Source organism: Photobacterium sp. WH24 (assembly GCF_019204055.1).
GTDB classification, from domain to species: domain Bacteria; phylum Pseudomonadota; class Gammaproteobacteria; order Enterobacterales; family Vibrionaceae; genus Photobacterium; species Photobacterium arenosum.
On sequence record NZ_JAGSOZ010000010.1, the window covers coordinates 161,265 to 174,168 of the forward strand.

The following is a 12,904-nucleotide window of genomic DNA, read 5'->3' on the forward strand; positions in this document are numbered from 1 at the left end:
TTTGCGTTTTGTATTTGAGTTTCGATAACACAACCCATACTATGCGCGAAACAATCCGGTCAGGTAGCGACAATATGACAAAAAATATCGATAAAAAGACATATGCAACACCTGACGGTAATACACTGATCGCGACCTATTCGTGCCAACCTCTTCTGATCAATACCCTGAACATGGCTAAAGGCTTTCACGACAAACCGCATCAGCACGCGTGGCATCAGATTATTTTTCCATCCAGAGGATTATTGAAATGCAGCACTGACACGCATCAGTTCTGTATTCCGCACCACAGGGCATTGTTTATCCCGGCACACACACGGCACGAGTCCAGAGCGCAACAGGACACCACATTTATCGCCGTGTACCTGAACCCAGCGTCCTTAACCCACTTACCGGCGTCCAGCCAGCCGATTGAAGTGACGCCGTTTTTCCGCGAACTGATCCTGAAACTCAGGCAATCCGTTGTGCGCGATCAAGAACAGCCACCTAGTATTTTACGCCTGCTGGCGGTACTGGAAGACGAGTTAAGCGCAGACAAAGACAGTTCACTGGAGCTGCCCATGCCGCAAGACCGCCGGCTTATACCTATAGCCGATGAGTTACTGAGTCATCCCGGCAGCACAAAAACCCTGGCACAATGGGCTCGTCAGACCGGAGCAACCGAACGGACATTGTCCCGGGTGTTTCAGAAAGAAATACAACTGACGTTTCCGCAATGGCGGCAGCGCCTGCGGCTCATGACGGCAATGACGCTGCTTGAGCAAGGTTTACCTGTGCAGGATGTGGCCCATGAGATTGGCTACCAGTCTGTTTCCGCTTTCATTGAAGCATTCCGGCTGGCCTTCAAACTGACCCCGCAGCAGTTCAAACATCAGCGCACTATTGAGTAACAGCACGTAGCTGAGCTACTGATTGCCTTTTTCAATTAAGGCTTCATCCGTGATATGCACTATCTGTTGCTCTTCTTCAGTCAGGCGGGTCTTTTTCCATGTTCCTCGCTTAAACCAGCAAAACGCAAAAACAGCGACCACCACATTGGTAACAGCAAAAGACCACCAGATGCCGTTATCTTGTAACGATGTATGTTTTGACAACACATAGGCCAGAGGAAATTGCACCACCCATTGCGACACCAGTGCAATCATCATGGCGTTCTGCATATTACCTGACGCCCGAAACGCGGAAACGACGCAAAGCTGTACCCCAATACCGCCCCACGTCAGGCACATAGTACGCAGAAAGTGGGCACCTTCATTGATCACCTCAGGATCATCCGGGATAAACACAGCGATCAAATAAGGGGCGAAAATATAGAATAGGATGCCGATCACCGTCAGACCGAGAAAGCCCCATAGCGTGCCCAGCAAGGTGATTTTTTCTGCCCGTTCAATCTGGTTCGCACCTATGTTCTGCCCCACCAAGGTCGACACAGCCATCGACAGCCCCATGGCCGGAATCATCACAAACTGCAGCAGGTTGGAACCCACGCCATAAGAGGCAATCGTTACTGTTCCGAAACTCGCCACCAGAAACGACAGAATGATCATCCCCAATGCACGGGCAGACAGCTCTACTGAGCCAGGGACACCCAGAAAAAAAGCTTTTTTAATATAGGCAAAATCGGGCTTGAAGTTGTGCCATTCCAGCTGGATGCCATGTCTGCCCCGCATGAAAACCATCAGGCCCAGTATTGCAGCAATTGACTGGGTGACCAGTGTCGCCAGCGCCGCCCCCATGACACCCAGTCCTTCAAAACTGCCAAGGCCAAAAATAAACAAGGGGTCCAGAAAAAAGTTGAGGATCACAGTACCGAAGACAATCATCAACGGGATCTTGATCTGCCCGATCCCCCGCATCAGCGACTGAAACATGGCAAATAAAAAGACAAAAATCACCCCGATAAACGACACGTGCATGAACTTGAGCGCATCGCCATAGACCTTTTCGCTCACGCCCAGTAACATCAGGAAATAGGGCGATAGCAAATAGCCAGTGAATCCCAGCACCACGGACGTAACCGCGACCATCAGCATGGTCTGAGCCGCCACATGGTTCACTTTGTCCCGGCGCCCTGCCCCCATATATTGTGCAGATAACGTTGCGCCCGCCATGGCTAACCCTGAGCCTAACGCGATTACCAGAAAGGTAACGGGCATGCTGACAGACACAGCCGCCACTTCAGATGCGCCCAAGCGTCCCACCCAAAATGCATCTGTCAGCTGATAGGCCGACTGAAGAATATTGGTCAAAATAATGGGAACCGCTAACGAGATAAGTACTTTGTTGATAGGACCTACGAGAAACCTGTTTTGCCTGTCTGTCATCGCCATGCCTTATGCAGTTATCGTTATAAATACGTTTTGAAAATGCGGATACTTTAGTCAATATAGTTAGTCAGGCCACTATAAGCATTCGCTTTTATAGTCTTTTTGCATGGCCTTTTTGCATGGCCTTTTGCAGGTTGACAAATGATTAGCTGCTGCTGGCATGGCATGGCATGTTACAGCAAGGTTAGCTGCTATTGTCAGTGCCGATAACAAACAATCCATGCAGGATATTACATTGAGTGCCGTTCTTCTTAGCTCCACCTCTTATATTCCTCTCACCCAGTGATACATTGACGCCCATTTTCCTCGCCAGATCATAATGCAGCCATGACTAATAAACAGCATACTGTACTATTAGTTCGATAAAACCCAGACCCAAGAATATTCAGTTACCACTCGAATCCTCACTGAACAACTAACACAACATAAATAACAATAGCAACTATTATCAACAGCGTTATTGTCACGATTAAAAATAAAGCATATTTATCCCCTTCCTATTGACGCAGTCAATATAAATTACAACAGGGATAAAGTATAAAGCTTCGAATCCTTCCTTAGTTTTTCCATCTCTTTATTAGTTACCCGCAGAAACAAACCAACACTTTAAAAACCATATTTTTTATTCTTAATGAAAAATAAAAACATACCGTAATGACTAGCTTTAACGACATAGCAAACATTGCATCAAATTAACTGTCAGAAAAAATTACACCATAAAAACAAACGCGACAGGAATTAAATGAAAATAAATTTAAATCAACAAGTTAAACCACCGAACAAAAACGGCATGAATTTGGCATGAATTCGTCGTGAGATAATTAAATACTAATAAAGCAGGGGGTATATCATGAAAATCTCATCTACATTTCGAACTGTTCGCACTGGTTTATATGTCTCAGGTCTCTTGTTATCATCAACCTCACAAGCAGGACTGGTAGACATATTTGCGTTTTCAAGTTATTTTTCTCCTGACAATACAAATGTTTATGTAGATACACCACTCGACAACTACGGCATTGGCTACAGTGACATCCCCTACGAGTTTGTCACCTCTTTCACATCTGCGCTTGATAGTGATAACTACGGTACATTACAGTGGCAGATCAAAAATAACTCCGGCAGTAGCTTTACGGATGTTCACATTGTGGGTGTACTAGATGCAGTCATTGATTTTTACGGTGATGATGATTATGCCTATAATGCCGGCAACAGTGCCGACAGTTGGGAGATTAATGACAGCTATGATCTTTCCGGAAACTTTTACTACTATGGCTTAGCCCTCAATAATTCAGTGACTCCAGCTTTCTTTTCACATGGGCTCGCGCTGGGTTTTAACATCGATGAGTTCTCACACGGCTCTATTTTATCCTTCACCTATACCCTCAAAGACTATGGCCCTGGGTTGCATTTAACCGACAACTATTACACCGACTTATATTTCGACGGTACGTATCAAGTTCCGGAACCCGGCTCTCTGCTTCTGTTCACTACTATTTTATTTGGAGCAAGTGTGTCACTAAGAAGACGTCTTAAAATTAACTCATAGATTTATTTAACATTAACCAATAATAAAATCTCTGAAGTAAGCATTGATCGTTGTTTATTAATGCGAGGGGAATAATAATGGAAAAAAGTAGAAAAGCAATGCGCTTTGGTGCACTAGGTTGCACCATTGCTTGTTTTAGCTTGGGGGCTGTATTTTTTGCACAATCTGAAATACCTGCCGAAGAACCTGAACCAATAGAAAGTTTGATTCCTGAAGCACTCACGAACCTTCAAGTACCTCTACCTGATTTAACCGGTATTGTAAGAGACAAAAACATCGCCATAAAACTTGGCAAAGCCTTCTTTTGGGATCAGCAGGTCGGCAGTGACGGGCAAGCCTGTGCCAGCTGCCACTTCAAAGCGGGTGCTGATGGCAGGATCACCAATATTCTTACTCCCGGCCTGTTGCGGGTCGATGCCAATGGCAATCCCGACCCTGATACTGAGTTTGGTGGCACCGTACCACCCAGCCCGGTGGCAACCGATGGCTTTACCGCCAGTAACCAGGTGGCCCGGGCCAATATCACACTCACCCCGGATGATTTTCCATTTCACCAGCTGGTTGATAAAGATGACCGCAATTCAGCCATTGTATACTCCACCAATGACTCCGCTACATCACCGGGAACCTTCGATGGTTCATTCGGCACTGTGATTCCCAGAGATCTGAATGAGTACTGTGGTGACCCGGAAGGCAGCATTTTCCATACTCAGTCCAACCTGGCTACCCGAAAAGTCGAACCGAGGAACACCCCAACGGTCATCAATGCTGCATTTAACTTCAGAAACTTTTGGGATGGTCGTGCCAACAATATCTTTAACGGTACCGACCCGTTCGGACGACGTAATGAGCAAGCGAGGGTGATGATCCTTAACGGCCGTACTCCCGAACTTGCCCGGATCGATCTCAACAACGCCAGTCTGGCTTCTCAGGCTGTCGGGCCAACATTGAGTGATTTTGAAATGTCCTGTGCAGGCAGACAGTTTGCCGATGTCGGTCGACGCATCGTTAGCCTGAGACCACTGGCACAGCAAGACATCGCTAACAATGACAGCCACCTGTCCGATTTGGTCCATCCCAGCGGCAAAGGCTTACGAACCAGCTACGCTCAGTTAATACGAATGGCTTTCGAGCCGCAATACTGGGCAGCCCGTGGCAACTTTGTTATTGATAACAGCGGCAGCGAACCAATGCTGGTTAGTGACAGCCAGGGCTATACCCAAACCGAGATCAACTTTTCTCTGTTCTGGGGTATTGCCATCATGCTTTACGAAGCTGAACTCATTTCCGATGATACGGCGTTTGACCGCTTCAGAGGATGCCATGAACCCTCTTGTTCACCGGCCATTGAACCCAATGAAAATGCGCTGTCTGAGCAGGAAAAACAAGGGCTTATGGTATTCGTTGATAAAGGAAAATGTGTTAACTGTCACAAAGGTCCAGAGTTCACCTCTGCCGCCATTCACCTGCAAGCTGAAAATCAGGAAGAAGGCCTTGTTGAGCGAATGATCATGGGTGACAACCAGGTTGCACTCTACGATAACGGTTTCTACAACATCGGAGTGAAACCAACCAAAGAGGATCTGGGTGTCGGTGCTGTTGACCCCTGGGGCAACCCGCTGTCTTTTACCCGCCAGTATTTTGATATTTTGCTCGGCAATAACGCGCCTGATCCGTTTGAAGTCGATCCCTGCACCTTTGAGGTTCCTGTACTCAATGATTTCCCTTGTAACTCCGCGCAGCAGACCAATGCGCTACGAGATAGGGTCATCGCAGGTCTGGAACGCGATGCTGTTGACGGTGCCTTTAAAACGCCCGGGCTGCGGAACATCGCGTTAACAGCGCCGTATTTCCACAATGGCGGTGCCGCGACGCTCGAACAGGTTGTCGAATTCTACAACCGGGGAGGAAACCGCAGAGGTTCTGAGTCAAACAATAACTCTGGCTTTGGTAATAATAATTCCAATCTGGATCCTGATATCAGACCACTGGGCTTAACCTCTCAAGAACAAGCCGATTTAGTGGCTTTCCTGAAAACGTTAACCGATGAGCGGGTGCGTTGTGCCCAAGCACCGTTCGACCACCCGAGCTTAACGGTTTCCAATGGACATCTTGATCAGGACAGCAACAATGATAATCGCGCCGATGACATTCTGATCACCCTACCGGCTGTCGGAGCGTCCGGTTTACCCTTCAGTAAATGCTGGGCAAACTCAGGCGATTTGTTCAATCAGGGAGGACCGCTGTAACGGTACGGCAATCAAGAGCAATAGCACCAGTCAAGGCCAATACCGTTTGGCCTTGACTGGCACAGGACCAGTATAAGATTCGCAACAATTATCTTGCTTCCGGCAGACTATACTTTATTCGTTACCTGCTCAGCACCGTCATTCGACTAAGGATAACGGTATGAAATTTGCCAGATATCTGCCTCTGGTAGTGCTTGTTACAGCAGGACTCCCTGCTATCGTCAATGCCGATGACAAACAAGCAATGCTGGATGATGCATTGAGTGCAGCTCCCCCCACACTCAGAGATAAAGTCACCGTAATGGACTGGGATAACAATGTCTTACAAAAAGGCTCCAGTGACTATACATGCTTTCCAACACCTCCTCAGCTGGAAGGGACAGCTCCTATGTGCATGGATGGTCCGTGGATGGCATGGGCACAAGCCTGGATGAAAAAAGAACCCGTTGAAACGAAAACCATAGGTATTTCTTACATGCTGGCTGGTGACGGCGGCGCGAGCAATATCGACCCTTATGCGGAAGGTGAAACTGCAGACAATCAATGGGTGGTTGAAGGACCACATTTAATGATTATCACACCAGACAAAACCTTACTCGATTCGCTTCCCACCGATCCCAATAACGGCGGGCCATATGTGATGTGGAAAGGCACTCCCTATGAACACATCATGGTGCCAGTGGGATCCAGAAAGTAAGACAAAACAAAGAAGAAAAAAGCGAGATAATCATCTCGCTTTTCTTTTTATTTGTAGTTTTATTTTTTGCCTTTTTTCGGCGGGTTACTGGTGCTTTTATAGGGTTTCGGTGGTTCCACAGTCGTGGTGTCCGTGAGCGTTTTCATATAAGCAACGAGCGCCGCTTCTTCGTGAGCCGTTAACCCCAGATCACCTGTTACAGCACCAATAGTTAATAGCGGTGCATCGGGCACTTCAGGTGCAGGCCAGCAATTATTGGCAAGCGCTTCTTTTTCGGTCACGATACTTGCAGGGCAACGTATCACACCAAAATCTGCCGCGGTCTGACCGTCAACATCTGAGGTATTGTAGAAATGCACAATACTTTCCAGACTCTTGAACCAGCCATTATGGGCATACGCTTTGGTAAATCCTTTTCCCGGACGTTTATCAACATTGCGCAGTGTTGGAGTTTTGTGAGCACCAATAAAGGCATTCTGAACATTAAACGGAGGGAAGGGTAAATTGGCATTGGGATTTAATCCCAGATCTAACAGTGTGGGATGTAATCCGATATCCGGTAATGGAGAACCCGGTAGCTCATAGTTTCTTGGCACACCAATCGCGTGATAGCTGTCATCGGTATAACGTTCAAGGGGATGTGTCCCATTAGCACCGTTACTGTTATGACAAAAAGCACACCCAGCCTGGCCATAAAACAGGTCATGCCCTTCGTTTTCCAGATTGGTGAATCCAGTTAACGGGAATTGTTGATTGTCGTCTTCAGCAAGAGCAATATCCCGTTTTGAGTTAAAGCGATTGTTATCTTCAGACATTTGCCATGCCGCCAGAGCAACAGCAAAGCGCGCAAAGGCCGTGGCCGATTCCGCTGCAGACTGGCAAGATAAACCCACGCCCCATGACAGGTAATACAGCTCTTTACCCCATTTGGTAGATTCTACTTGGCTACACACATCTTCTTTGCTCTTGTGGTTTTGCTCGACAGGGTTCAAAAATGGGCTTGCAAAGGCCTGATCAGCAAGGGAACCGAGGTATTTAGCGTAAAGCGTTTTTTTCTGCCAACTGGCATCGTTAACATCAAAAACCAGATTAGTATTTTCGACAATGTCTCCATTCGCGCGTCCATTCCAAAACGCACCGCCACAAGGAAAAATACCACACGGCCCCTGCCCCGCAAGCTGGAGTTTTTGCAGACCTTTCGCTACGCCGTCATGCAGAAAGCTGACATATTGATTTGTCGGCGGCTTCAGACCACCAGCATTTTTCACCGTCGTTTTTTCTTGTCCCTCTTCTAAATCTTGTGGTCTCAAATGAGGCCTTGCCCCGGTCACGGCGACCTGATGTAAATTCACACCGGATACATTGTACGTGCCACCCGTGTTTGGCGCGTGGCAAGTCGCACAAGACATTCGATTAGGATCGGAGATGTTTTCAAAAAATAATCTTTTTCCTAATTCCTCTATGGGTTGTAAATCATAGTCATTCTCATTGCTGTTTTTAGCTTGTGAGCTAAATGAAAACAGCATTGAAATAACCAGAACGGATGTTCCGATTATTTGCATCGGTTTTAAATATGCACTGACATTATCAGGCTGTCTGCCTTTTGATGCTTGCATGGTCATGGTTAACCTCTTCTTTTTTCCACGCACAAGTCAGCCACCCGTAAAGTCGGGCAGCACTGAGAGCGTTAAGGCTTGATTAACCAACTATAACTTAAGTTTATAAATCCGAATTTCTCATAAAAGAGAAAACTTTTTAAATCAACAATATAAGCAACAAATTCTCATTTTATAGAAAATGATACGCAAAAAAACACCACCATACTTATCACAGCCGTTAATAAAACATTCTTTGTTTTCAAAGCGATTATAATCGCAACAATTGCGCCAACTAAATATGGGTTACTATACGTAACATCAACAGTATTTTTATCAGGCAAAAAAACAATAGGCGCCCAAATTGCCGTCAACACTGCCGGGCTCGAGTAATTTAAAAAACGCTGAGTTTGATAGTTCAGTTTTACAGGCAATCGGGGTTCTAAAAATAGATAGCGACTGGCGAAAATAATCAGTGTCATTGTCAATATAGTTAGCCAGATCATCATTTGTCTTCCTGCTGTTTTTCTGTTATTTCACTGTAAATCGATTTATTTCCCATCAAGCGTTCAGATATATATCCGCCTGACATCGCGGTTAAACTGGCTATCATCAACCCGCCTTCTATGTTCAGAGCTGCCATTAATACCGACATCACCAAGGCAATCAGTACTGCGATCAACACCGGCCAACGCTGAATACTGGGTACGACAATAGCGATGAAAGTGGCGGCGATGGCAAAATCCAAACCCAGGCTGTCCAGATTCGGGATAAACTTTCCCGCGAAAATGCCTGCTAATGTGGCGATGTTCCAGCTGATGTAAAACCAAAGCCCGGCGCCCAGCGCATACCAGGGCTGAAAACGCTTCGGGGACTGGTTACCACACAAGGCAAAAAGCTCATCGGTAAGAAGGAAGCCCAAAACCAGCCGCCAGCGAAGCGGAAGCGGGCTGATCACGTTTCGCATCGTAATGCTGTACAGCAGGTGCCTTGAGGTAATGAAAAAGGTGGTCAGTAAAATAGTCACAATACCGACCCCGGCTTTCAGTAGCCCGGTCGCTACCAGTTGCGCCGCGCCGGCAAACACTATCGCAGACATAGCCACACTCTGAAACACGTCCAGCCCGGCATCAATAGCAAAGGAACCCGCAAGTAACCCCCAGGGGATCACCGCAACACATAAAGGCATCACTGCGAGAGCGCCTTGTTTAAACAACCGTCGTTTCTCCTTGCCAGTCAGCAAAACGGCTGACGTTGCCATGAATATTTCCTTTTCTTTCATTGCCTACCACTATCCGCGCTTCGAAAACAGTCACTTTACGCCAATACAAGGCTTCAATCTTGTACAAACTTGTCTTAAACAATGATAAGAACATCAGCTCATAAGGTGATCACTATTTATTGATATTGTGTTGATTATTAGCACTTACTAACGCCAGAATGGTTTACTCTTCCTGACCGACAGGATAATGTGAGCGCCCATTGACATAAAAATACAACACTAATTTAACCTAACCGGTTATCTCGCATCAGATGGCGGATGGCTGGTCTTTGATGAATCATGATTGCAGAACTATTTTCGCTTTTTTTTATCTCCGACAGCACAGACCCAAGCCTTCTGGTCACTGGTGAATATAACTATTCACTGATTGCTATCTCTTTGCTTATCTCTGTGGGTGCCTCTTTACTGGCGCTTTCTTTAGCTGAATCGGCTAAACAGAGCCGTAGTCGATTACTTCGCCGCCTCCATATACTGACAGGCGCAGCTTCGTTAGGGGTGGGTGTATGGGCCATGCATTTCATTGGTATGCTGGCGTTCGAGCTGTGTACCACGGTGAACTACAACATCAGCACTACCCTGCTTTCCGCTATACCCAGCTTTCTTGCTTCCTGGGTAACGCTCCATTTACTGACGAAACGGGCTGTCAGTAATGCACGACTGATCCTATGTGGTATAACCGTCGGGCTGGGCATAGGCTCAATGCACTACATTGGCATGGCGGCGATGGTACTGGGGCCTGCGCTAAAATATGACCCGGCCTTATTCGCACTCTCCATTTTTGTCGCTGCCTCGTTAGCCACACTGGCCTTATGGATCAGTTTTGGTCTGCGCAAGCATCGCTCAATGCCTGGCTACCAGATCCAGCTGATTGCCAGTGTTGTTATGGGACTGGCCATTGCAGGTATGCATTATACTGCCATGGAAGCAACCCGGTTTGTCGGTCAGCCCGATCCAGCATTTATCCCTGGCAGCCAGCGTCATTACTTACTCGCCATTACCATTTCAATTGTCACCGTATCCCTGAGTCTGATCATTGCTGCGGTCAACGCCCTGACCCGCTACCGCTCATTACTGCAGCACAGTGAAGAAACCGCTGCTGAGCTGAAAGCCACCATAGATACCGCCGTAGACGGTATTATAAAAATGTCACACCGCGGCATTATTCTGTCATTTAATGCCTCTGCAGAACGTATTTTTGGTTATCACGAAAGTGAAGTCATTGGCAGGAACATCGGCATGCTGATGCCAGAGCCCTATCAAAGTGCGCACGATTCCTATCTGGAGAATTACCGCAAAACCGGAACAGCACGTATTATCGGCATTGGCAGAGAAGTCACCGCGCTGCATAAAAACGGCCTGATGAAACCGATTCGTTTATCTATTGGCGAATCCAAGCTCAATGGCGTCAGCACCTTTGTCGGTGTGATCACTGACATCAGCAAGCAGAAACAAATGGAAGCCGATCTGCGCCGCTCCAAAGAAGAAGCAGAAATCGCGGCTCAGGCAAAAAGCACCTTTCTGGCCAATATGAGTCATGAATTGCGAACACCAATGAATGCCATTATCGGTTTTTCTGAACTCATGCTGGACGGAAAAATGAGCACCGAACAGCAAAGACACCTTGGCATTATCCGGCAATCTGCGAAAACCCTGCTCAACCTGCTTAACGATGTGCTGGATTCTGCCAAGCTTGAAAGCGGGACCACACAGCTTGAATCCCGCCATTTCTCTCTTCGTCAAATCTGTGAGCAATTGATCGCAACTCAATCGTTGTTGGCCAACAAAAAAGGCATAGAGCTGACAATGCGCTATGACCCGCAGCTCAGTGAATATTTCCAGGGTGATCCGCTCCGCGTTCAGCAAATTATCCTGAACTTACTGAGTAACGCTGTAAAGTTCACCGAGCGGGGTTATGTCAGACTGGACATCACTTCCAGTCGTACCAAAGGCATCACCATTCTGGTCGAAGACACGGGAATTGGCATTGCGCCAGACAGACTGGAGAGCATCTTCGCCCCTTTCTCTCAGGCAGACAGCACTATGTCGCGCCGTTTTGGCGGCACAGGCCTGGGAACGACCATAGCCAAACAGCTGGTTGAACTGATGGACGGCAAAATCGCTGTCTACAGCCAGCCAGGTCAGGGCTCGACCTTCCGTGTTGATTTGCCGTTACCGGCAGGACAGTCCGCTCAGATTGATGACAACATAACAGACAATGTTCATCTACCGCCTATGACCATATTGGTGGCAGACGATGTCGAGCAAAATCTGGAGCTGATGACGGGATTATTAAAAAGAGATAACCATCAGTTAGTCACGGCCAGAACCGGAACAGAAGCCATAAAACAATATAAATCCAGGCACATTGATATCATTCTCATGGATGTTCAAATGCCTGAGATGAATGGTCTGGAAGCCAGTAAAGCCATCCGGGCTTACGAAAAAGAACAGCAGTTAAAAGAAGTACCTATTATTGCTTTGACGGCAAGCGTACTTGAAAAAGACAGGCGTAACGCACTCGCCGCCGGCATGAATGGATTTGCCGTCAAGCCGATCGATATCTATGCGCTGAAAGCAGAAATTGCTTACCTGAAAGGGATTATCGCCCAGGTTCCGGTTCACCCTGAGAAACAAGACGACAATCAGGACACCCTTATCGATCTGGAGAAAGGGCGCCTGCTCTGGGGCAATGAACAATCGCAGCTTACCGCTATACAGAAGTTCATCAGCCAGCCACAGCATCACCCTGATTTTCTGGCTCGCTTGCTCAGTGGCAGCCAGACAAAAGCCCTGTCGCATGTGCATCGCCTGAAAGGTGTGACTGGCAACCTGTGCATGCCGGGTATCCATCACTGCATGAAAAAACTGGAACAAGCATTACAGCGTGACGAAAATACGGTTCCACTGTTTACTCAATACCGAGAGATGTTTAATGCCATTACGCTGCTGCTCACTTCGGTAGAGGATTTCTCTGCTGAACCTGAGCATCAAACAGCAACAACTCTCAACCATGACGATATAAGGAAAATCATTCAGCAACTGGAACAGGGCGAGATGCCGGACTGCGCTTTTTCAGCGGTTAAATCCCAGCTCCCTGCAGAACTGGCAATGGATGTGGAATCGGCCATGAGCGATTTTGAATTGGATCGAGCAGCCACGCTGCTAAATAACTATCTCGTCAGCCAGCAGGCAGTGGAGGCATAAC

Annotated in this window: 9 protein-coding genes; 5 read left to right on the top strand and 4 right to left on the bottom strand. The window is 47.2% G+C overall.

The window, feature by feature from the left end; all coding sequences use genetic code 11:
* The first annotated feature begins 74 nt into the window (after positions 1-74).
* Positions 75-890, top strand: a complete 816-nt coding sequence (locus KCG43_RS13750) for a helix-turn-helix domain-containing protein (protein WP_218385614.1) — start codon at positions 75-77, stop codon at positions 888-890.
* A gap of 15 nt (positions 891-905) precedes the next feature.
* Here KCG43_RS13750 and KCG43_RS13755 read toward each other — a convergent pair whose 3' ends face one another.
* On the bottom strand, positions 906-2,324 hold the full coding sequence (locus tag KCG43_RS13755) for an MATE family efflux transporter (protein ID WP_218385616.1): 1,419 nt from the start codon (positions 2,322-2,324) through the stop codon (positions 906-908).
* Between the two features lie 853 nt (positions 2,325-3,177).
* Between KCG43_RS13755 and KCG43_RS13760 the strand changes: the two genes are divergently transcribed.
* From KCG43_RS13760 to KCG43_RS13770, 3 genes are all read left to right on the top strand, one after another.
* Positions 3,178-3,876, top strand: coding sequence for a PEP-CTERM sorting domain-containing protein (locus tag KCG43_RS13760; protein WP_192014074.1), 699 nt, complete (start codon positions 3,178-3,180; stop codon positions 3,874-3,876).
* A 77-nt stretch (positions 3,877-3,953) separates the two neighbouring features.
* Complete coding sequence (locus KCG43_RS13765) at positions 3,954-6,125, top strand: cytochrome-c peroxidase (RefSeq protein ID WP_218385618.1); 2,172 nt, start codon at positions 3,954-3,956, stop codon at positions 6,123-6,125.
* 160 nt (positions 6,126-6,285) lie between these two features.
* Positions 6,286-6,822 carry a hypothetical protein gene (locus tag KCG43_RS13770; RefSeq protein WP_218385621.1) on the top strand — a complete coding sequence of 179 codons (537 nt, stop codon included), beginning with the start codon at positions 6,286-6,288 and terminating at the stop codon, positions 6,820-6,822.
* A gap of 59 nt (positions 6,823-6,881) precedes the next feature.
* Here KCG43_RS13770 and KCG43_RS13775 read toward each other — a convergent pair whose 3' ends face one another.
* The 3 genes from KCG43_RS13775 to KCG43_RS13785 all read right to left on the bottom strand — a co-directional run bounded on the left by KCG43_RS13775 (position 6,882) and on the right by KCG43_RS13785 (position 9,678).
* The gene (locus KCG43_RS13775) at positions 6,882-8,444 is read right to left on the bottom strand and encodes a cytochrome-c peroxidase (RefSeq protein WP_218385624.1); all 1,563 of its coding nucleotides are present in this window, start codon (positions 8,442-8,444) and stop codon (positions 6,882-6,884) included.
* 161 nt (positions 8,445-8,605) lie between these two features.
* Complete coding sequence (locus KCG43_RS13780) at positions 8,606-8,923, bottom strand: AzlD domain-containing protein (RefSeq protein WP_192014536.1); 318 nt, start codon at positions 8,921-8,923, stop codon at positions 8,606-8,608.
* Positions 8,923-9,678 carry an AzlC family ABC transporter permease gene (locus KCG43_RS13785; protein WP_237796411.1) on the bottom strand — a complete coding sequence of 252 codons (756 nt, stop codon included), beginning with the start codon at positions 9,676-9,678 and terminating at the stop codon, positions 8,923-8,925. Before KCG43_RS13785 ends, KCG43_RS13780 begins: the two co-directional genes overlap by 1 nt.
* A 300-nt stretch (positions 9,679-9,978) precedes the next feature.
* On the opposite strand from KCG43_RS13785, the gene KCG43_RS13790 reads away from it, so the two are divergent.
* On the top strand, positions 9,979-12,903 hold the full coding sequence (locus tag KCG43_RS13790) for an MHYT domain-containing protein (protein WP_218385627.1): 2,925 nt from the start codon (positions 9,979-9,981) through the stop codon (positions 12,901-12,903).
* The last annotated feature ends 1 nt before the right edge of the window (position 12,904 follow it).

Coding starts and splice junctions, on each gene's coding strand:
- KCG43_RS13750 (WP_218385614.1), top strand. CDS start 75: ATGACAAAAAATATCGATAAAAAGACATATGCAACACCTGACGGTAAT.
- KCG43_RS13755 (WP_218385616.1), bottom strand. CDS start 2,324: ATGACAGACAGGCAAAACAGGTTTCTCGTAGGTCCTATCAACAAAGTA.
- KCG43_RS13760 (WP_192014074.1), top strand. CDS start 3,178: ATGAAAATCTCATCTACATTTCGAACTGTTCGCACTGGTTTATATGTC.
- KCG43_RS13765 (WP_218385618.1), top strand. CDS start 3,954: ATGGAAAAAAGTAGAAAAGCAATGCGCTTTGGTGCACTAGGTTGCACC.
- KCG43_RS13770 (WP_218385621.1), top strand. CDS start 6,286: ATGAAATTTGCCAGATATCTGCCTCTGGTAGTGCTTGTTACAGCAGGA.
- KCG43_RS13775 (WP_218385624.1), bottom strand. CDS start 8,444: ATGACCATGCAAGCATCAAAAGGCAGACAGCCTGATAATGTCAGTGCA.
- KCG43_RS13780 (WP_192014536.1), bottom strand. CDS start 8,923: ATGATCTGGCTAACTATATTGACAATGACACTGATTATTTTCGCCAGT.
- KCG43_RS13785 (WP_237796411.1), bottom strand. CDS start 9,678: ATGGCAACGTCAGCCGTTTTGCTGACTGGCAAGGAGAAACGACGGTTG.
- KCG43_RS13790 (WP_218385627.1), top strand. CDS start 9,979: ATGATTGCAGAACTATTTTCGCTTTTTTTTATCTCCGACAGCACAGAC.